Annotated in this window: 19 protein-coding genes; 4 read left to right on the top strand and 15 right to left on the bottom strand. The window is 59.8% G+C overall.

All coding sequences use genetic code 11. The annotated features are described in order from the left end of the window. Window positions 1-15: 15 nt before the first annotated feature. On the bottom strand, window positions 16-294 hold the full coding sequence (locus ACTD9P_RS05085; RefSeq protein ID WP_010176194.1) for a hypothetical protein: 279 nt from the start codon (window positions 292-294) through the stop codon (window positions 16-18). Between the two features lie 197 nt (window positions 295-491). Between ACTD9P_RS05085 and ACTD9P_RS05080 the strand changes: the two genes are divergently transcribed. Beyond that, entirely contained in the window at window positions 492-1,529 is a 1,038-nt protein-coding gene (locus tag ACTD9P_RS05080) for a patatin-like phospholipase family protein (protein WP_200432799.1), read from the top strand. A gap of 43 nt (window positions 1,530-1,572) precedes the next feature. On the opposite strand, the gene ACTD9P_RS05075 is transcribed toward ACTD9P_RS05080, so the two are convergent. The 6 genes from ACTD9P_RS05075 to kdpF all read right to left on the bottom strand — a co-directional run bounded on the left by ACTD9P_RS05075 (window position 1,573) and on the right by kdpF (window position 9,651). After that, complete coding sequence (locus ACTD9P_RS05075) at window positions 1,573-2,262, bottom strand: response regulator (protein ID WP_017136125.1); 690 nt, start codon at window positions 2,260-2,262, stop codon at window positions 1,573-1,575. A 37-nt stretch (window positions 2,263-2,299) separates the two neighbouring features. After that, window positions 2,300-4,951 carry a DUF4118 domain-containing protein gene (locus ACTD9P_RS05070; protein ID WP_438866913.1) on the bottom strand — a complete coding sequence of 884 codons (2,652 nt, stop codon included), beginning with the start codon at window positions 4,949-4,951 and terminating at the stop codon, window positions 2,300-2,302. A 137-nt stretch (window positions 4,952-5,088) separates the two neighbouring features. Further along, window positions 5,089-5,634, bottom strand: a complete 546-nt coding sequence (gene kdpC / locus ACTD9P_RS05065) for a potassium-transporting ATPase subunit KdpC (protein WP_438866912.1) — start codon at window positions 5,632-5,634, stop codon at window positions 5,089-5,091. 138 nt (window positions 5,635-5,772) lie between these two features. Further along, complete coding sequence (kdpB, locus tag ACTD9P_RS05060; protein WP_438866911.1) at window positions 5,773-7,836, bottom strand: potassium-transporting ATPase subunit KdpB; 2,064 nt, start codon at window positions 7,834-7,836, stop codon at window positions 5,773-5,775. A gap of 15 nt (window positions 7,837-7,851) precedes the next feature. Further along, window positions 7,852-9,552: a potassium-transporting ATPase subunit KdpA gene (kdpA, locus tag ACTD9P_RS05055; protein ID WP_438866910.1), complete on the bottom strand. Its 1,701-nt coding sequence runs from the start codon at window positions 9,550-9,552 to the stop codon at window positions 7,852-7,854. Window positions 9,553-9,561: 9 nt separating this feature from the next. Next, window positions 9,562-9,651, bottom strand: a complete 90-nt coding sequence (kdpF, locus tag ACTD9P_RS05050; RefSeq protein WP_003218754.1) for a K(+)-transporting ATPase subunit F — start codon at window positions 9,649-9,651, stop codon at window positions 9,562-9,564. A gap of 413 nt (window positions 9,652-10,064) precedes the next feature. On the opposite strand from kdpF, the gene eat reads away from it, so the two are divergent. Next, entirely contained in the window at window positions 10,065-11,429 is a 1,365-nt protein-coding gene (gene eat, locus ACTD9P_RS05045; RefSeq protein WP_438866909.1) for an ethanolamine permease, read from the top strand. A gap of 111 nt (window positions 11,430-11,540) precedes the next feature. Then, window positions 11,541-11,708: a DUF2897 family protein gene (locus ACTD9P_RS05040; protein WP_017136085.1), complete on the top strand. Its 168-nt coding sequence runs from the start codon at window positions 11,541-11,543 to the stop codon at window positions 11,706-11,708. Between the two features lie 7 nt (window positions 11,709-11,715). On the opposite strand, the gene ACTD9P_RS05035 is transcribed toward ACTD9P_RS05040, so the two are convergent. After that, complete coding sequence (locus tag ACTD9P_RS05035; protein WP_438866908.1) at window positions 11,716-12,564, bottom strand: urea carboxylase-associated family protein; 849 nt, start codon at window positions 12,562-12,564, stop codon at window positions 11,716-11,718. Between the two features lie 15 nt (window positions 12,565-12,579). Next, window positions 12,580-13,224: a GntR family transcriptional regulator gene (locus ACTD9P_RS05030; protein WP_438866907.1), complete on the bottom strand. Its 645-nt coding sequence runs from the start codon at window positions 13,222-13,224 to the stop codon at window positions 12,580-12,582. 134 nt (window positions 13,225-13,358) lie between these two features. Between ACTD9P_RS05030 and ACTD9P_RS05025 the strand changes: the two genes are divergently transcribed. Further along, window positions 13,359-13,937, top strand: coding sequence for a TetR/AcrR family transcriptional regulator (locus ACTD9P_RS05025; protein WP_438866906.1), 579 nt, complete (start codon window positions 13,359-13,361; stop codon window positions 13,935-13,937). A gap of 27 nt (window positions 13,938-13,964) precedes the next feature. Here ACTD9P_RS05025 and ACTD9P_RS05020 read toward each other — a convergent pair whose 3' ends face one another. The 6 genes from ACTD9P_RS05020 to wecB all read right to left on the bottom strand — a co-directional run bounded on the left by ACTD9P_RS05020 (window position 13,965) and on the right by wecB (window position 20,886). Beyond that, window positions 13,965-14,297, bottom strand: coding sequence for a ComEA family DNA-binding protein (locus tag ACTD9P_RS05020; RefSeq protein ID WP_438866905.1), 333 nt, complete (start codon window positions 14,295-14,297; stop codon window positions 13,965-13,967). A gap of 111 nt (window positions 14,298-14,408) precedes the next feature. Then, window positions 14,409-16,403, bottom strand: coding sequence for a polysaccharide biosynthesis protein (locus ACTD9P_RS05015; RefSeq protein WP_438866958.1), 1,995 nt, complete (start codon window positions 16,401-16,403; stop codon window positions 14,409-14,411). Window positions 16,404-16,491: 88 nt separating this feature from the next. After that, window positions 16,492-17,529, bottom strand: a complete 1,038-nt coding sequence (locus ACTD9P_RS05010; protein WP_438866904.1) for an MraY family glycosyltransferase — start codon at window positions 17,527-17,529, stop codon at window positions 16,492-16,494. Continuing rightward, window positions 17,526-18,488 (bottom strand): UDP-glucose 4-epimerase family protein, encoded by a 963-nt coding sequence (locus ACTD9P_RS05005; protein WP_438866903.1) that lies wholly within the window; start codon window positions 18,486-18,488, stop codon window positions 17,526-17,528. The genes ACTD9P_RS05010 and ACTD9P_RS05005 overlap by 4 nt, the downstream gene beginning before the upstream one ends. After that, window positions 18,488-19,741: a glycosyltransferase family 4 protein gene (locus ACTD9P_RS05000; protein ID WP_438866902.1), complete on the bottom strand. Its 1,254-nt coding sequence runs from the start codon at window positions 19,739-19,741 to the stop codon at window positions 18,488-18,490. Before ACTD9P_RS05000 ends, ACTD9P_RS05005 begins: the two co-directional genes overlap by 1 nt. A gap of 14 nt (window positions 19,742-19,755) precedes the next feature. After that, window positions 19,756-20,886 carry a non-hydrolyzing UDP-N-acetylglucosamine 2-epimerase gene (wecB, locus tag ACTD9P_RS04995; protein ID WP_138816132.1) on the bottom strand — a complete coding sequence of 377 codons (1,131 nt, stop codon included), beginning with the start codon at window positions 20,884-20,886 and terminating at the stop codon, window positions 19,756-19,758.

The raw sequence follows: 20,886 nt of genomic DNA, 5'->3' as shown, positions 1-20,886 counted from the left end.
TTCGCCGCTGACGGATCAACGCCCGGCGCGCGACTCACGAATATAGAACCGCGCCTTCTCGGCCTTGTTGGAACAGCCTTCAAACGCTTCGAATTGCTGCTGGGTCTTGGCGCCGGTCAACAGCGACAAAGCCTTAGAGTAGCTCACGGTGCCGGCAAAGCCTTCGGCCTTGGCCAAATCCAGCTCGTGCCAGGCCGCATCCAATTGCGTGCCACAGCTGTCGCGGTACGCGGTTTTGCCGGCACAACCGGCCAAGGCCAACACGATCACAGGCACACACATCCAGGCTTTCATCAATGACACCTCAAATATAGAAAAACAGTCGTAGGCTGTAGACGTTGCCCAAAAGGAAAAGTGCCTTGTCTACAACCTGAAATCAGAAGCGCCGATTGCCAGAGCATACCCGAGCGTTATGGCTATTCTGGAAAAATATTTTGATGCCCTCTGCCGGTAGGCGCATTGTGGGCCACAGTTTTGCGAAGGATCAGCTCATGAAAAAACGTGTTGCCTTGGTGCTGGGCTCCGGCGGCGCCCGCGGTTACGCCCATATTGGCGTGATCGAGGAAATCGAACGGCGCGGCTACGACATCGCCTGTATCGCCGGCTGCTCCATGGGCGCCGTGGTCGGCGGGATCTACGCCGCCGGCAAGCTTGACGAATACCGCAATTGGATCGAGAGCCTCGACTACCTGGACGTGCTGCGCCTGGTGGACGTGAGCTTTCGCCTGGGGGCGATTCGTGGCGAAAAAGTCTTCGGGCAAATCCGCAAGATCGTCGGCGAGATCAATATCGAAGAGCTGCGTATTCCCTACACCGCTGTGGCCACCGACCTGACCAACCAACAGGAAATCTGGTTTCAGGAAGGCTGCCTGCACCAGGCCATGCGCGCTTCGGCGGCGATACCCAGCCTGTTCACACCGGTGATGCAAGGCAACCGCATGCTGGTGGACGGTGGTCTGCTTAACCCGCTGCCGATCGTGCCGGTGGTGTCGAGCCATTGCGATTTGATCATCGCGGTCAACCTCAACGCCACCAACCAGAAGCACTATCACCTGCCGGTGATCCAGCGTCCGCCGGCGTTCAAAAGCCGCTTCAACAGCCTGGCCAAATCACTGGGTTCGCACCTGCCGTTTCGGCGCAAGCAGGCCGAGCAACTGATGAAGCTGGAGCAGGAAGCCTTGCAGTCCCAGGCCGCCGACATCAACCCGTGGCTGGAGTCGGCCGAACCCGAGGCCCAACAACCTGCGGCTGCGCCTGAAAAACAAGGTGCGCCGAAGTCCGCGACCGGCTCGTTCATCATCGATAACGTCGGCCCCGCGTCACTGCTGGACCTGATCAACCAGAGTTTCGAAGTGATGCAGACCTCGCTGGCGCAGTACAAGATTGCCGGTTACCCGCCGGACGTGCTGATCAACGTGCCGAAGCGGGTGTGCCGGTTTTTCGAGTTCTACAAGGCGCCGGAGTTGATCGCGTTGGGGCGGGAAATTGCCAGTGATACGTTGGACAAGTATGAGAGTGAGCAGGGTTGAACGTGTGGGTGTGGCGAAGGCGCCGGTTCAGGCACCGATAAATTCAGGCATTCAACAACCGATACCCCACACCCGCCTCGGTCACGATAAACCGTGGCTGCGTCGGATCATCCGCCAGTTTCTGCCGCAGATGGCCTACCACGATGCGCAGGTAATGGCTGTCTTCGGTATGGGTCGGCCCCCAGATATCCTTGAGCAATTGCTGCTGGGTGATCACCCGCCCAGGATGGCGCGCCAGTTGCGCCAGCACCGCATACTCCTTGCGCGTCAGGGCCACTTCAGCACCGTCCAGCAGCACGCGGCGATAGGCCAGGTCCACCGTTAACGGGCCGAAACTCAACGCCGCTTCCTGGGCCTCTCCCGCTGGCGCCTGGCGCAACAAGGCGCGCACACGGGCGAGAAATTCCTGGATGCCAAAGGGTTTGGTTACATAGTCATTGGCGCCGCTGTCCAGGGCCTCGACTTTTTGCACTTCGCTGGCGCGCACCGACAGCACCAATACCGGCACCGTCGACCACTCGCGAAACTCGCGCAACACTTGCTGGCCGTCCATGTCGGGCAGGCCGAGGTCGAGCACCAGCAGATCCGGTTTGCTCAATGCCGCTTGGGCCAGGCCCTCGTTGCCGGTGCCGGCTTCGATCACCTTGTAGCCCTGGGAGGCCAGGCTGATACGCAGGAATTTGCGGATCTGCGGTTCGTCATCAATGACTAAAATCGTCGCGGTTTGGCTCATGGTGTCCAATCAAAATCCGTGGAAAAAAGAGGGTAGCTCAAGGCTCGCGCTCCGGGCCAGGTTGCGTCGGTAACGGCAGGAATAAACTGATGCAGGTGCCGCGCCCTTCTATACCGTCATCGACGCGGATGTGCCCACCGTGAGCGCCCACCATGCCCTGGCAGATCGCCAGGCCAAGGCCCGTGCCCTGCCCGCCGCGATCACCACGGGCGGCGGTGTAGAACATATCGAAGATCTTCGCACGCTCGTCCTCGGGGATCCCCGGCCCCTCGTCGGCCACGGCAAAAAACAGCTGCTCATCGGCCACGCCGGCACTCACCTGCAAACGGCCGTGGGGCGGTGAGAAACGCGCAGCGTTTTCCAGCACATTGACCAGCGCCTGCTCGATCAATGCGGCGTGTACATACAGCAGCGGCAACTGCGCCGGCACGTCAGTGTGTACCTGCAACGGCGCCAGCACCGCGCGCAAGCGGCCCAGGGCGCTGCCGACGATATCACCCGGCGAGACCCAATCGCGCGCCAGTTTCAGCGCGCCGTGGCCCAGGCGTGTCATGTCCAGCAGGTTCTGGATATAGCGGTCCAGGCGCTCGGCTTCATCGCGGGTGCCTTCCAGCAATTCGCGGCGGTCCTCCAGTGGGATGGCTTCGCCGAGCGCCAGCAGGCTGTCGATGCTGCCGCGCATTGAGGTCAACGGCGTGCGCAAATCGTGGGACACCGAGGCCAGCAAAGCGCTGCGCAGTTGCTCGGTTTCGCCGTGCAGGCGCGCCGACTCCAGCTCCTGCGCCAGTTGCGCGCGCGCCAGAGCCTGAGCCAACGGCTGGCTCAATGCGGTGAGCAAACGTCGGCGTTGGCCGCTCAATTCCAGGCCCGGTTTGGGGCTGACACCGAGCAGGCCTAACGGCCCCTCCTCGCCCGACAGCGGCCACCACCACCAACGCCCAAACGGCAAGGTACCGGTGCCCATGCCGGCCGGTTGATCATGCTGCCAGGCCCAGTCGGCGGCAGCGCGTTCGGCTTCGGTGAGGTTCAGCGCGGCGCCGGTTTCGACCTTCCAGTCGCCCTGGCCGTCTCGGTTCAACAGGCACAGGTCCAGGTCACTCCAGCCTTCCAGGTGATGGGCCGCCGCACTGATCACCGCCTGGCGGTCGGTGGCGGCGGTGAGTTTGCGCGACAGGTCGAGCAGTTCGCTGGTTTCTTCCTGGGTGTCACGCAGGGCCTGCAATTGCCGACGCTGACGCGCCGCGAGGTTGCCGGTCAGCGCGGCCATCAGCAGGAAGAACAACAGGGTCAGCACGTCTTCTTCACGCTGGATGGCGAAGGAGAAATTCGGCGGGATAAACAGAAAGTCGTAGGTCAGAAACGACAGCGCCGCACACAGCAGCGACGGCCCCAGGCTGCTGCGCACACCGACCAACAGCACTGCCGCAAGAAACACCAACGAGATATTCGGCAGCGGCAACACACTGGCCACCGCCCATGCCAACGCCGCCGCGACGATGGTCGCAACCACCGCCAGCCCATAGTCGAACCACACCAGCCCGCGTACATCCGGCAGGCGTGGCGGCGCGGGCATGTCGTCGCTGTCGAGGACGTTGATCTCCAAACCCCGCGCATTGCGCAGCAAGCGTGCCGCCAAGCCACCGCCGAACAGCCTGCGCCGCCAGCGCATCCGCGACTGCCCTACCAGTACCAGACTGGCGCGGCGTTCGGCGGCATGCTGGATCAGCGTCTTGGCCACTTCACCGGCGCGCAGCAACACCACTTCGCCGCCGAGCCGCTCAGCCAGTTGCTGGGCATTTTGCAGGCGCAGGCGCGATTGCTCATCGCGCGCGCGACCGTTATCGATATGCACCAGGCTCCACGGCAAATGCCGACGCTGGGCCACGCGGCTGGCGTGACGCACCAGGCGTTCGGCCTGCGCATCACCGTCCACGCCCACCAGCAAACGCCCGCGCACCGCCGGAGCAGCCTGGCCAAGCTGGCGGTAGCCTTGGGCCAGATCGTCATCGACATGCGCAGCGGCGGTTTGCATGGCCAGCTCGCGCAGGGCCATGAGGTTGGTCTGGGTGAAGAACGCATCGATGGCGGCGCGGGCCTGTTCCGGCACATACACCTTGCCGTCGCGCAGGCGCTCCAGCAACTCGCGGGACGGCAGGTCGATCAGCAGCAGCTCGTCGGCCTCTTGCAGCACCCAGTCCGGCAAGGTTTCACGCACTTGCACGCCGGTGATGCCACGCACCTGATCGTTCAAGCTTTCCAGGTGTTGGACGTTGACCGTGGAGAACACGTTGATGCCGGCGGCGAGCAGTTCCTGGATGTCTTGCCAGCGTTTTTCATGGCGACTGCCGGGGGCATTGCTGTGGGCCAGTTCATCCACCAGCACCAGCTTGGGCTTGGCGGCGAGCAGGCCGTCGAGGTCCATTTCTTCGAGCATCACACCACGGTATTCGCTGCGCAGCAGGGGTTGCTGCGGCAGGCCGCTGAGCAAGGCTTCGGTCTCGGCGCGGCCATGGGTTTCAACCACGCCTGCGATCAGGCGCACACCTTGGCGCAGTTGGGTGTGGGCGGCCTGGAGCATGGCGTAGGTCTTGCCCACACCGGGCGCCGCACCGAGGAAGACTTTGAGCCGGCCACGGCCGTCCCGTGGCAGATCGGCTAACAGGGCATCGGCGCGGCCGGAGTCGCTCATGCTTAGGAGTTCCTTCAGGTATTCAGGTCACTGAAGATCCAATGTGGGAGCGGGCTTGCTCGCGAATGCGGTCTGTCAGTAACAGATTAGTTGACTGACGCACCGCATTCGCGAGCAAGCCCGCTCCCACAAGGGGATCAGAGTTTTTCCAGCGCCATGTTCAGCGCCAGCACATTCACCACCGGCGGCCCTACCAGCGGGCTTTCGATGTGCTCATCGAGCAAGCGCTGCAGTGTAGACACCGGTACATTTCGCGCCGCCGCCACTCGCGCCAGTTGATAGGCAATCGCCGCCGGTGGCAAGTGTGGATCAAGGCCGCTGCCGGAGGTCGTCAGGGAGACCAAAGGCACCGGGCCCTGGCCTGGCACCAGTTGTTTATTGGCGTCATCAAAAATGCGCGTGGCCAATGCCGGGTTGCTTGGGCCCAGGTTGCTGGCGCTGCTGGAGACCGTGGCAAACGCGCCGGCCGATGGCCGTGGGTGGAACCAGCTGTCACCGGTAAAATCCTGGGCGATCAGGCTGGAGCCGCGCACTTTGCCCTCGGCGTCACGCACCAGGCTGCCATTGGCCTGGTCGGGGAACGCAACTTGGGCGACGCCGGTGACCACCAGCGGGTAGGCAACGCCGGTGATCAGGGTCATGAGGACCAGCAGGCTCAGGGCCGGGCGGATCATGTTAGTCATCTTGAAATCCTCAATAAATCGAGTAACCACTGTGGCGAGGGAGCTTGCTCCCGTTCGGCTGCGTAGCGGCCGTAGATCCGGGACCGCTAGGCGGTCCAGCGGGAGCAAGCTCCCTCGCCACAAAAAAGTGCGATCCAGTTACACCAGGTGCAGCGCGGTCAGGAGCATGTCGATCGCCTTGATGCCCACGAACGGCACCAGGAGCCCGCCCAGCCCGTAGATCAGCAGGTTGCGGCGCAGCAACGCCGCCGCACTCGCCGCCTGTACGCGCACACCGCGCAGTGCCAGGGGAATCAACACCACGATAATCAGCGCGTTGAAGACGATGGCCGAGAGAATCGCGCTCTGCGGGCTCTGCAAATGCATCACGTTGAGCACGCCCAGTTGCGGGTAGATCGAGGCGAACAGCGCCGGCAAAATCGCGAAGTATTTAGCCACGTCGTTGGCGATGGAAAAGGTCGTCAACGCGCCGCGGGTCACCAGCAGTTCCTTGCCGATCTGCACCACGTCCAACAGCTTGGTGGGGTCGCTGTCGAGGTCGACCATGTTGGCGGCTTCGCGCGCGGCCTGGGTGCCGTCGTTCATCGCCATGCCGACGTCGGCCTGGGCCAGCGCCGGAGCGTCGTTGGCGCCGTCGCCGCACATCGCAACCAGGCGCCCATCGTTCTGCTCGTGGCGGATGCGCGCGAGTTTTTTCTCTGGGGTGGCTTCGGCCAGCACATCATCCACACCCGCTTCAGCGGCAATCGCGGCGGCAGTCAGCGGGTTGTCACCGGTGACCATCACGGTGCGAATCCCCAGTTTGCGCAGTTCGGCAAAACGTTCGCGGATTCCGGGTTTGACCACGTCCTTGAGGTGGATCGCACCAAGCAGTTTGCCATCGGCGCATACCAGCAATGGCGTGCCGCCGCTCTGGGCAATCTTGTCGATTTCCCGCGAGAGCGCCGGTTGCAGGTCACGGCGTTGTTGGCCGATAAACGCCAGCAGCGAATCGACCGCGCCTTTACGGAACACACGGGCTTGGTAGTCGACACCCGACAAGCGCGTTTCGGCACTGAACGGCACGCAGGTCAGCTCGTCCAGGGTCGGCTCGGCCTGAGGGTGCAGCGCGCGCAGGTATTCGACGATGGATTTGCCTTCCGCCGTGTCGTCCGCCAGGGACGCCAGCAGCGCACCTTCAGCCAGATCGAGACCGCTGACGCCAGGCGCGGCGATCACGGCTGCACAACGACGGTTGCCGAAGGTGATGGTGCCGGTTTTATCCAGCAGCAACACATGCACGTCACCCGCTGCTTCCACGGCACGCCCGGATTTGGCGATGACGTTGAGGCGTACCAGGCGGTCCATACCGGCAATACCAATGGCCGACAACAGGCCGCCGATGGTGGTCGGAATCAGCGTCACCAGCAGCGCGACCAGGAACACCAGCGGCAAGCTGCCATTGGCGAAGTGGGCGAACGGCTGCAGGGTGACCACCACCAGCAGGAAGATCAGCGTAAGACCGATCAGCAGGATATCCAGCGCCACTTCGTTGGGGGTTTTCTGGCGCTTGGCGCCTTCCACCAATGCAATCATGCGGTCCAGGGTGGACTCACCGGGGTTGACGGTGATGCGCACCAGCAACCAGTCCGACACCAACCGCGTGTTGCCGGTGACGGCCGAACGGTCGCCGCCGGATTCACGGATGACCGGCGCGGATTCGCCGGTGATCGCCGCTTCGTTGACGGCCGCGATCCCCTCGATGACCTCGCCATCACCGGGGATCATCTCCCCGGCAGCGACGCGCACCACATCACCTTTGCGCAGGCTGGTGGCCGGCACGACTTTGAAACTGCCGTCGGCCTCTTTCCGGCGCGCGCTGAGGCCTTCGCTACCGGCTTTGAGGCTGTCGGCGCGGGCCTTGCCGCGACCTTCAGCCAAGGCTTCGGCGAAGTTGGCGAACAGTACGGTGAACCACAGCCACACGGCGATCTGTACGGCGACAAAAGTCGGCACCGCCGTGTCCGGCACAAAGCACAGCACGGTGGTGAGGATGGCGGTCAGTTCGACCACCAGCATCACCGGCGAGCGTTGCAGTTGGCGTGGGTCGAGCTTGACGAACGCCTGGACCAGCGCCGGGCGCCACAAGGCGGAGATCGCAGTTTTTGGCGGTTCCTGGGTGTTCACAGGAGAGGCGTTTTTTGCAGGCATATTCATTTTCATATCCCCTTTAGCTCTTTATTTAGGAGCAGCCATGCTCAAGTGTTCAGCAATGGGGCCCAGTGCCAGTGTCGGCAGGAAAGTCAGGCCGCCCACCAGCAAAATGGTCACGGTCAACAGGGTTACGAACAGCGGGCCATGGGTGGGGAAGCTGTTCTGGCCAATCGGTGCGGTTTTCTTCATCGCCAGGCTGCCGGCCAGGGCCAGTACCGGCAGGATGTAACCGAAGCGGCCGATCAACATGCCCAGGCCCAGCATCAGGTTGTGGAACGGCGTGTTGGCGCTGAAACCGCCGAATGCCGAGCCGTTGTTGGCACTGGCCGAGGTGTAGGCGTAGAGCAACTGGCTGAAACCGTGGGGGCCAGGATTACTGATGGCACTGGCCGGGCCGGGCAGGCTGGCGGCAATGGCGCCGAGCACCAGCACGCCAACCGGCATCACCAAGAGCGTCACCACCAGCAATTGCACTTCCTTGGCCTGTAGCTTCTTGCCCAGGTATTCCGGGGTACGGCCGATCATCAGGCCAGCGAGGAACACCGCGATCAACACGTTGAGCAACATGCCGTACATACCGGCGCCGACGCCGCCGAAGATCACTTCGCCGACCATCATGTTGACCAGTGCCACCATCCCGCTTAGCGGGTTGAGGCTGTCTTGCATGCCGTTGACCGAACCGTTGGACGCTGCGGTGGTGGCCACCGACCACAACACTGTGCCGGTGGTGCCGAAGCGCGCTTCTTTGCCTTCCAGCGGTGCCGTTTGTTCAACCGCCGGGTTACTCAGGGTCGGGTTGGGCTGGTATTCGGCCCACAGCGAGGTCGCGCCGCCGATCAGGAACAGCGCCAGCATGCAGCCGAGAATCGCGCGGCTCTGACGCAGGTCTTTCACGTAGTGGCCGAAGGTGAAAACCAGCGCCACCGGGATCAGGATAATTGCCGACAGCTCGAACAGGTTGGCCCAGGCTGTCGGGTCTTCAAACGGGTGCGCCGAGTTGACGCCAAAGAAGCCGCCGCCATTGGTGCCCAGTTGCTTGATCGCAATCTGGCTGGCGGCCGGGCCGAGCGGGATCACTTGGTCCACGCCCTGCATCGTCACGGCATTCACATAGTGCGCGAAGGTTTGCGGCACGCCCTGCCACACCAGGAACAACGCGAACACCAGGCACAGCGGCAGCAGGCCGTAGAGGGTGGCGCGGGTCATGTCGACCCAGAAGTTGCCCAGGGTCTTGGTGGACTTGCGCCCGATACCACGGCACAGCGCGACCAGCACAGCCAGGCCGGTGGCGGCGCTGACGAAATTCTGCACGGTGAGGCCGACCATCTGGCTGAGGTAGCTCAGGGAGGCTTCACCGCTGTAGTTCTGCCAGTTGGTGTTGGTCATGAAACTGACCGCGGTGTTGAACGCCAGCGTCCATTCCTGACCCGGCAATTTCTGCGGGTTGAGTGGCAGGTATTCCTGGAACAACAGCACCGCGAACAGCAACACAAAACCGGCCAGGTTGAACGCCAGCAGCGCCAGCGTGTACTTCTGCCAGCTCTGCTCCTGGTGCTCGTCCACCCCGGACAGGCGATAACACGCGCGCTCGACGGGGCCGAGCACCGGCGAGAGCCAGGTGCGCTGACCTTCCATCACTTTGTAGTAGAACCGCCCCAGGAACGGTGCCGGCACCAGCACCACGGCAAAGAAGGCGATGATCAGCCAATAGTCATAACTGTGCATAGCCTGCTCCTAGTTCCGATCCGCGCGTAACAGCGCAACCAGCAGATAAATGAACAGCGCCACAGCCAATAGCAGTGACACCCCGTCCAGAACGCTCATGGAAGTCTCTCCGTTTTGCGGCGATTGCCGCGTGTGGGGCAATTGTCGGCAGGAGTGGCGTAAAGGAACGAGAGCGAGGGTATGGGCGGGGCGTAAAGACGGCGTAAAGAGTGGGTTTATGCGGAGTTTACAGGGGGATTAGTGGTGGCTTTGCGGGCCTCTTCGCGAGCAAGCCCGCTCCCACATTCGACCGCGTTTGAGCAGGTAGTACGCGATTAAGTGTGGGAGCGGGCTTGCTCGCGAAAGCGTCAGGCCGGGCACCGCCGCTTTATTCTGGTGCACCAACGGAAACATTCAAACGCAAAACAGTTCCCCTCGCGACACTGTCCGAGCTTTACGACACGCTTCTATGGGCTGGCATGGCCGCTGCAACACCCAGTAATCATTCCAAACCGTTCAGGGAGCGCCACACGATGAACACACAACTCAAACCCACCTTGGGCACCCTGCATTTGTGGGGCATCGCCGTCGGGCTAGTGATTTCCGGCGAATACTTTGGCTGGAGCTATGGCTGGGGCGTGGCCGGTACGCTGGGTTTTCTGGTGACCTCGTTGATGGTCGCCGCCATGTACACCTGCTTTATATTCAGTTTCACCGAGCTGACGACTGCGATTCCCCATGCAGGCGGGCCGTTTGCCTACAGCCGTCGCGCCTTTGGCGAAAAAGGCGGCTTGATCGCCGGCCTGGCGACATTGATCGAATTTGTCTTCGCACCGCCCGCGATTGCCTTGGCCATCGGCGCTTACCTGAACGTGCAGTTCCCTGCACTCGACCCGAAACACTCGGCCGTGGGTGCCTACATCGTGTTCATGGGCCTGAATATTCTGGGGGTGAAGCTTGCCGCCACCTTTGAACTGGTGGTGTGCGTGCTCGCCGTTGCTGAATTGCTGGTATTTATGGGCGTGGTTGCGCCGGCGTTCAGTTTCAGCAATTTCGCCCTGAACGGTTGGGCCGGCTCCGACACCTTTGGTGCGCCGGCGATTGCCGGGATGTTCGCCGCGATCCCTTTCGCCATCTGGTTCTTTCTCGCCATCGAAGGCGCGGCCATGGCGGCTGAAGAGGCGAAAGATCCCAAGCGCACCATTCCAAAAGCCTACATCAGCGGCATCCTGACCTTGGTGATCCTGGCCATGGGCGTGATGTTCTTCGCCGGTGGCGTGGGCGACTGGCGCACCCTGTCGAACATCAACGATCCGTTGCCGCAAGCGATGAAAAGCGTGGTGGGCACCGGTTCCGGCTGGCTGCACATGCTGGTGTGGATCGGCCTGTTTGGCCTGGTGGCGAGCTTTCACGGGATCATCCTCGGCTATTCGCGCCAGTTCTTTGCCCTGGCCCGCGCCGGTTACTTGCCGCCGTTCCTGGCCAAACTCTCGCGTTTTCAAACACCACATCGGGCAATTATTGCCGGCGGTGTGGTCGGCATCGCCGCGATCTACAGTGATGGCCTGATCAACCTGGGTGGCATGACGCTGACCGCAGCGATGATCACCATGGCGGTGTTCGGTGCCATTGTGATGTACATCATGAGCATGCTCAGCCTGTTCAAGCTGCGTAAGACCGAACCGCTGCTGGAGCGCACATTCCGCGCGCCGGGCTACCCGATCGTTCCGGCTGTTGCGCTGGTATTGGCGCTGGTGTGCCTGGTGGCCATGGCCTGGTTCAATGCGCTGATCGGCCTGATATTCCTCGGTTTTATTCTGGCGGGGTTCATCTACTTCCAGCTGACCGCCCAAGACCGTGCCGATGCACCGGCTGACGCGATGCTGACCGGGCTCTAAGGTTAATGAGGCGGAACAGGCCTACAATGAACTACTCAGAAAGCCTGTTACTCAAAGCCGTTATTAGCGTGGGAACATCCTTCCACGTTAGTCCGCCTCAAGGAGAGCCTTATGCCGTGGTATGCGTGGTTGATTTTGGTGGTAGCGATCGGGTCGATCGTCGGTGGGCTGCTGATGCTGCGTGACAGCGCCAACAAGGTAGAACTCACCGACGAACAACGCAAACGCGTGGTCGAGCGCAACGCCCAGGCGGACGCCAAGGACGCGCAGGACCGCTGAAGCGGGGTTACTCCCAGTCTGCCTTGGCAATATGCAAGCCGTGCTGCCCCTTGTAGGCAGCACGCTCTGGCTGGCTCCAGCCGTTGAGCAACTCATCCTCCAAACGATAAATCTCTACACCCAGCGGCCGGCACACGGTCAATGGGTCTTGTGCGTCCGGCCCCCACATCGGCAGCGACAGGTCCCCGCCCGGGCACGTCGACAATGCACACAGCAAATCAATCTCGGCAAAAAATTCCAGGTAATCGCCCTTCTGCGCCGGGCAAGCTTTCATGAAGTACATATCGTCGTGATTAAGGCCGGTGCACTGGAAAATATTCAGCACGTCGTGCACGTCAAATTCGGTCAGGCCATGGGGCAGCACGGCGCGGGTCAAATTGGAATGGCAGTGGTGATGGAAGTCTTCGCCGGTGAGCATGCGGTTCACATACGGATCACAACGGGTGCCGAGCAAATCGTGCAGGCGCCCGCCGTGCTCATCGATGCCATAGTTTGCCAGGCTGTCATGGGTGATGGTCACCAAGGGCCGCAGGAACGGCAGGTTCGACCACAAGCGGTCGTGAGTGCTGACATGGGCGCCCTGCAACTGCCGCGTGCGTGCCGCCCATAGGCGTTCACGCGGGTCATTGGCGTTCCACAGGTTAAAATCGCCGACCTGAGGGCCTACCGGCGTCGTCACGCGAAACACATGCCCGGCCGGCACCTTCCACGCCCTGCCCGTGCGAATCGGCACTTCGAACTGCTCGATCAATGTGCGTTTATCCGCCTGGTCGCGAATACGCGCGTAGAAGGCCGTGTCCACCTGCAGCGCCGAGCCTTTGCTGACCTGATAGGCGGCCGGGTAGTCTTTGTACATGGGTGCAATCCTCCATCAAGGGTAATCAAACAGCGCCAGGGACAGGCGTTCAGAGTCGTGCAGGTAAAGGCTCATCGCCTCCTGCGCAGCTGATTTATTGCCGTTTACCAGCAAGGTGTAGATCTCACGATCACGCTCCAGCCAGGGCGACTGAAAACGTTGCTCATCGGGCGCCGCGCAAAACACCAGGCGCAATTGAGCGATCACCTGGGCGAAGAACTCGTCGAATATTGGGCTGCACATCAACCCGACAATCTGCTGGTGGAACACCAGGCTATGAGTAGCAACGGCGCGCCAATCTTCACGCTCGCGCGCCAGCGTGGTGGCTTCGATGGCATTTTGCATGCGTACGTCGTGGTCGCCCGTCAGCGTGCCGCTCTGGGCGATGGCCTGCAGCTCAAGGGTACGGCGGACCACAAACAGATCACGTACTTCGTCGCGCGCCACACGCCGGACCACCACGCCTTTGTTGCGCACATAGCGGGTGAGCCCTTCCTGCCCCAAACGGTGTAGCGCTTCGCGAATGGTATTGCGCGAGGCGTTGTAGCGCTTGACCAGGTCCATTTCGACCAGCGCCATCCCCGGTAACAGCCGCCCACCCATGATGTCGGCGCGCAGCTCAAGGGCTATCTGGTCGGCTAAAGACAAACTGAGCGTCATCAACGCCTCACGATTGTTGAACAATTAATAAACCAAATGTAATCACTTTTCGTGCCAGCCCATCTGAACACTGCCCCTATGGGTAAAAAGGGTTCAACTCCGCTAAAATGCGCACTCGTTCTCGAGGCCGTCCTATGCGTTATTCAACAGTTCACAAAGCCCAGACTCACCAACGCATCATCAAGGAAGCCTCCGTCCGATTTCGCCGCGACGGCATTGGCGCTACCGGCCTGCAGCCCTTGATGAAAGCGTTGAACCTGACACACGGCGGGTTCTATGCGCATTTCAACTCCAAGGATGAACTGGTGGACAAGGCCCTTCTGGCCGCCGCCGCAGAACTGGATGCACACTGCGCAATGTTGTTCAGCCAGGAACGGCCGCTGGATGCGTTCATCGACAGCTACCTGTCGCCGTGGCACCAGACCTCACCGGGTGAAGGCTGCCCGCTGCCCACGATGTCGTCGGAGTTGGGCCTGCGAGGGCAGCATAGTCCGGTAACGGATGCGGTACTTGAAGCCAGGCTGACCCAGATCGACTCAGCATTGGAGCACCCAAAGGGTGATCACGAGAGCCTGGTACTGATGTCAACGTTGGTGGGCGCATTGGTGTTGGCCAGAAGCGTCGAAAACCCGGAACTGGCAGCCCGCATCCTGGAAGTGGTACGCGGGAGTTTGAAAGAACAGGTCTCGGACAATCAAAAGGCCGGTCAATGACCGGCCTTCTGCACAAGGTTTACACCCTTAGTTGATTGCCAGCCTGTCGCGGTTTTTCTCCAGCAACGCTTTGCCGATACCTTTGACCTCCAGCAGTTCGTCTACCGCGGTAAAAGGGCCATTGCTGTCGCGATAGGCGATGATCGCCTTGGCCTTGGCGGCGCCAATACCGAACAGGTCGCGGCGCAGTGCTTCCGCGTCGGCGGTGTTGAGATTGACCTTGGTGGATTGCTCGACGTTGGCCATCTGCGCCGTAATAGGTGCCGGGGCTTCGGCTTTGATGGAAGGGGCTGCGGTGGTTGCTACGGAGAGGCTGGTGAGGACGGCAAAGATCAGGGAAGAAATATAGGCGTTTTGCATTGGTGACACTCCATGACATCGGTAGAAGAAAAGCAGCTTTCCAAAAGCTGCTTTTCTAACTTAGGCGATGTGGCGAGAGAGTCAAAAGTGGGTGAGTAACAGGGTGTTAACTCACGGCTCCAAACGGCGCTGCTGGTAGATCCAATCGACGATTTCGCCGTCGGGCGAGTAGCCGCTCACGGTGTCGCGAAGCAGTTGGCGAACGCGCGAATAATCATCCGCATCTATTGCTGCCAGCAGCTCCGAGAGCTTGCCTTTGAGCGTATCCCAGGACAGGTGGTCTTCATTGGCACTCATGATCATGGGGTGCTGAGTGGCAACCACGTTGTCACCTATCAGTAACTCTTCGTAAAGCTTTTCGCCCGGACGCAGGCCGGTGAATTCAATAGCGATATCACCGTGGGGATTTTTGTCGGAGCGCACGCTCAAACCGGAAAGATGAATCATCTTCTCTGCCAGCTCGACAATTTTCACCGGCTCGCCCATGTCCAGCACGAATACATCACCGCCCTGGCCCATGGAGCCAGCCTGGATAACCAGCTGCGCCGCTTCAGGGATGGTCATGAAATAGCGGGTGATTTTGGGGTGAGTAACGGTGATCGGCCCGCCCCATTTGATCTGCTTGTGAAACAGCGGAATAACCGACCCCGAAGAGCCCAGCACATTGCCAAAACGCACCATGGTAAAACGGGTTTTGTTGACGCAGGAGATGTTGAATTTGTCGCCAAACATGACCGGAGCCAACTCGCGGCTGAGAGCCTGCAGTGTCAGTTCAGCCAGGCGTTTGGAGCTGCCCATCACGTTGGTGGGACGCACCGCTTTGTCTGTGGAGATCAGCACGAAGTTGGCAACCCCCACTTGAAGCGCCGCCTGGGCGGTGTTGAGCGTACCGATCACATTATTGAGCACGCCTTCGGCAATATTGTGTTCGACCATCGGCACATGTTTATAAGCCGCCGCGTGGTACACCGTATCGACGTGCCAGGCTTTCATGACGTCCAGCAACTTGGCCGGGTTACGCACAGAACCCAGGATCGGCAGCAACTTTATCGGCAATGATTCGCGGGTGACGCGCTGCTCAAGTTCCGAAAGGATGCTGTAGAGGTTGAACTCGCTGTGTTCGAACAACAACAAGGTGGTGGGGCGCAACGACAGGATCTGACGGCAAAGCTCAGAACCGATGGAGCCGCCGGCGCCCGTCACCATCACGCATTGACCCTTGATACAGTGCTCCAGCAAATCGCCCTGGGCAGGCACGGAATCACGCCCCAACAGGTCGGCAATATCGACCTCCTGGATGTCATCAACCTTTACCCGACCGCTGGCCAGGTCCATAAACCCGGGCACACTGCGCACATGCAACGGGAAACCTTCCAGGAAGCCAAGAATTTCACGGCGCCGACCTCGATTGGAGGATGGAATCGCCAACAGGATCTCTTGGGCGCCGGTCGCATCGATCATGCGTTGTATATGCTTGGGCTTGTAGACCTGAAGGCCGGATATGACGCGATCGGCGATACTGGCATCGTCATCGATGAACGCAACCGGGCGCATTAACCGCCCTATACGCAAGGCTGCCACCAGTTGGTTGCCGGCCGCTCCCGCACCGTACACGGCAACCCGCGGCAGCCCATCGTCACGGTTGGTGAAGGGCACGTGCTGGGAGGCGGAAAACCAGTCGCCGAGAAAGTACTGGCGCATAGCCAGGCGCAGCCCGCCGACCATGATCAGGCTGAGCCACCAGTAGTTGAAGATGATCGAGCGTGGGACGACATGCTGGTGGTTACTGTTCCAGTAGACCACCAGGCCCAGGATCAAGGCGGACAAGCTGACGGCCTTGATGATGGCGATCAGTGCATCGTTACCGAAATAGCGCATGACGGCGCGGTACATCCCAAAGCGAACAAACAGCGGGATGGCGACGACAGGTGCTGCGACGAACAGCCAGAGGTGGTCCCGAAATGGGTTGGCCATCTCATCAATGCCGAGCCGCACGACAAATGCCAGCCACAGAGCAGTCCAGACCACCACGACATCGGTAGACACCTGAATCAGGCGTTTTTTACGACGCGGCAGCCCCACCAAACAGGCCCGTAACCTTTCCATCATCCCTTCGTCCACCTCAGGCAATTCCTCTCGTTAATGGCCACGTGGCCGTACGACACATCCGACTGATTCAAAACCTTTTGAATCGTCAGGCGCCTTCCTTTGCAGTGTCAGCTTTTTCCAGTTCGCCTGCATGGTATTTGATCGCCAGCAGCACCAGGGGCACATAAGCGATAACCGCCCCCAGCGCGCCGTCCAGCCCCAGCAGAACCACGCACAGCGCCACCGGCAGTAACCAGAACAGGTTCAGCCCGGCGACAGCGAGTGTCACTGGCAAATGCCGGCCAAATCGCCGCGAAGCAAACTGATAAGCGTGGCTGCGATGTGCCTCGTATACCTTGTCTCCACGCACCAGGCGACGTATCAACGTGAACGTGGCGTCCACGATGAACACCCCCAGCAGGATCAGCCATGCCCACAGCAGCGGCGAGGACACCCAGGCCGCCTGGAGCGATAAAACCCCCAGGACAATCCCTAGAAAACCGCTGCCGGCATCGCCCATGAATATCCGCGCAGGCGGAAAGTTCCAGAATAGAAATCCCGCCACCGCCATCGTCAGGGTCATTGGCAGCCACACCAAGCCTGCGTGCCCGCTCACACCGTACAGCAGGCACATGCCCAGGCACGCGCAGATAGCTTCAACACTGGCAATACCGTCGATACCATCCATGAAGTTGTATAAGTTCAGCATCCAAACCAGGTAAAAGGCAGCGAGTACGCTCCCCACCCATCCCAGGTTTGCCGCGAAGCCAAATACGCTTACCTCAGGCAAACCGCCTAACCAGTATAGCGCCCATGCGGAAGCCACAAAGTGCCCCGCCAAACGCCACCGGGCGGCGATATGCCCGTGGTCATCCATAAAGCCGATGATTGCAATCAAGGCACCCGCGCCACCCACGGCCAGCAGGACAGGCATTGAAACGACCTGCCCCCATGCCAGCAAAGGCAAGGCCAACAGGAAAGCAACTACGATCGCTACGCCTCCCCCTCTGGGAGTGGGGACTGTATGGGAGCTACGCGCAATGGGAATATCAATGATGCTATGAGCCAGCGCGTAGCGTCGCAACACAGCGGTCAACACCCACGAAAAAAACCCAACGACGACTACAAACCACCAATATGTCATTGTTTCTTATCACTCATATACTGCGCAGCGACGGAGGCAAGTGCGTTATCCACCGAGACCGGAGGCGACCATTGCAATAGGGTTGCGGCCTTTTGGATATCAACCTGCAGTGAGCCACACAGCCGCTGGGACAAGGCCTTTTTGCCCACAAGCCTGGCGGCTGTACTGAGCATCCAGGCGGGGATGGGCAGCAGGCGTGCAGGCCTGCCGAGCGCTGTTGCGGTCCTGCGCAAAAGTTGTGTGGTGGAGAGGTCCTCGCCGTCGCTGACCAGGAAAGTCTGGTTGGCAGCAGCCGGGTGATTGATCGACGTAACAATCAAGTCCACCAGGTTATCCAGCGCCACCAAACTGCGGCGGTTATTGATAGCGCCAAAGGGTAGCGGCACGCCGTTGTCCAACCAGCGCATCATGTTCAAAAAGTTGGCTTTGACGCCTGGGCCGTAGACCAGCACCGGGCGAATGATCACCACGTCCATGCCGGTACGCTCAGCCAGGGCCAGCAACCCCTGCTCCGCTTCCATTTTCGAAATACCGTAGGGATCACTCGGCTCAGGTTTGTCATCCGCCGTATAGGGCTTACCGAGTAAGGTGCCCTCGCCGTTGACCTTGATCGAACTGATGAAGATAAAGCGCCGCACGCCAGCCTGTGCCGCCTGTTCCGCAAGATTCAACGTGCCCTGCACATTGACCTTGCGAAAGGCCGCCAATGGGTCCGGTTCGACATCGTTCATGACATGCACACGCGCCGCGCAATGAACCACCGCATCGATGCCAACACAGTTTGCGTGCCAGTCAGTGGTGTCAAACGCGTCAAACCAAACCGTGTGAGCAGCGTTCTCAGGCGCATTGGCGCCATGCCGAACGGCTGCGGTGACACTGACGCCATCCATCACTAAACGGCGCAATACCGCGCTGCCAACAAAACCGCTGGCGCCCGTCAACAAAACAGATTGCGACATCATTGCTGTTCCTTACGTAATGTTGCCTCGCGAAACAGCGTTTCCAGACGAGTCAACAACGTTAGCTTGGAATAATTTTCAAGATAATACCGCCGGCCTGATGCGCCCATTTCCTTGCGCTGCTCCCCATCGAGTACAGCCAATTTCGAGGTTATTTCAGCCAAGGCAGTTGCATCACCTGACGGGCAGCACAACCCGGCGCCCGCAGCTTCGATAACACGCGCGGCTTCGCCATTGATCATGCCCAGTATCGGCTTGCCCGCCGCCAGGTAGGCCTGCACTTTGCCGGGGATGGTTTTCTCAAATACATCGTTGGTTTTGAGCGAAACAAGCAGTGCGTCTGCGCAAGCAAACAAGCAGGGCATTGCCTCCAGCGGATGGCGTCCCAACAAAAGCACATTATCCATGTCGCGCGTACGCACTTCATTGGCGAGCCATTCACTCATACGGCCATCGCCCACAATCACCCAACGGACCGAGACCGTGCCTGCCAGTGCGCGAGCAGCTTCAATGATCGCGGGGAAATCCTGCGCCTCTCCCAGGTTACCTGCAAAAAGCACGGTGAAAACCGAGTCATCTCGGTCGAGTAACGCGGAGGTAGGTTGCGCCGTGCCAGAGAAATCGTCCTCAGCCCAGCTCGGAAAATACACCAGACGATCAAGGGCAATGCGCTTGGTGCAGTAGCCCTTTACGTTCTCAAAAAAACCATGGGACTGCAGCAGTAAGTAATCAGCGCGATTGTAAATCCACGACACCATTCGCCCCACGGTCTTCAGCAATATCGGGTTGCGTACAACACCTACCGCCCGCAGGGTTTCCGGCCATAAATCCAATACCCAGATGAACACTGGGGCGCGTTTGATCCGGCCGAGTACCACCGCAGGAATAGCAGCCATGACCGGTGAAACGGCATAAACGAACACGGCGTCATAGCGCTCTGAGCGTAACTTCCAAGGCCCCAACAGCGATGCCGAAATAAAAAACGAGGCATAGTTCAACATCAGGCTAATGCTGCGCTTACCACGCGGCACCAGGGGCACACGGACTACTTTCGCACCTGCATACTCAGCAAACTTCTGCGGCGCTGCACGATAACTGCTATAGACACTGCCTTCGGGGTAGTTGGGGAGCCCTGTCAATACCGTAACGTTATGCCCCTTCTCGGAAAAATCACGCACAAGATCATTAATACGCATATTTTCCGGCCAAAAATATTGCGTAACGACAAGTATATTGAGTTTACGATCAGGCATTGACATAAACTCGATTAGTAGCGTTTCCAGACTATCCGATTCACATAATCAGTATAGCTGTGAATAATCCGAGCTACTTTTTCGGAAACATTCGGCATGCTGTAATCAGCCACCTGACGCAAGGTCCTATTATCTTCGGTCCCCTGCCCTTCCAATACGCTCAGTCCTTGAAGCACTCGATTAACTTCCAGCCCAACCATCATCACTGCAGCTTCTTCCATTCCTTCCGGGCGCTCGTGAGCTTCACGAATGTTCAGTGCCGGGAAGTTCAGTATCGATGACTCTTCGTTAATCGTTCCGCTATCAGACAACACCGCCTTTGCGGTCAACTGCAACTTGTTATAGTCCTTGAAACCCAACGGCTTGAGCAACTTGACGTTCTTATGGAAGACGATACCCATGGCATCTACGCGTTTTTGCGTGCGCGGATGGGTGGACACGATCACCGGGAAGTCATACTGCGCAGCCACGGTATTGAGCACATCCGCCAACTTCAAAAAGTTCTTATCCGAGTCGATATTTTCTTCACGATGAGCACTGACGACGAAGAACTTGCCTTTTTGCAGGCCCAGTCGCTCTAGTACGTCCGAAGCCTCAATACCTTCACGGTAGTGAGTCAGCACTTCAAACATCGGGCTACCGGTTTTAATCACCATGTCTGGAGACAGGCCTTCGCGTAACAGGTAATCACGTGCAATGGTGCTGTAGGTCAGGTTTATATCCGCCGTGTGGTCAACGATGCGACGGTTGATCTCCTCCGGCACCCGCATATCAAAGCACCGATTGCCGGCCTCCATATGAAATGTCGGAATCTTGCGGCGCTTGGCAGGGATCACCGCCATACAGCTATTGGTATCCCCCAGCACCAGCAGCGCTTCGGGTTGAATCTCCGCCAGCACACGGTCGACCGAAATGATGACGTTGCCAATCGTCTCCGCTCCACTGGCGCCGGCCGCGTTCAAAAAGTGGTCCGGTTTACGAATGGCCAAATCCTGGAAGAAGATCTCATTGAGCTCGTAATCGTAGTTTTGGCCGGTGTGCACCAGGACATGATCACAATGCCTGTCAAGCGCATCAATAACACGCGACAAGCGAATGATTTCAGGGCGGGTACCCACGACCGTCACAACTTTCATTTTTTTCAT

Origin of the sequence: Pseudomonas onubensis (assembly GCF_965653655.1) — a bacterium.
Taxonomy (GTDB): domain Bacteria; phylum Pseudomonadota; class Gammaproteobacteria; order Pseudomonadales; family Pseudomonadaceae; genus Aquipseudomonas.
This window is presented reverse-complemented; position numbering and strand designations above follow the sequence as displayed.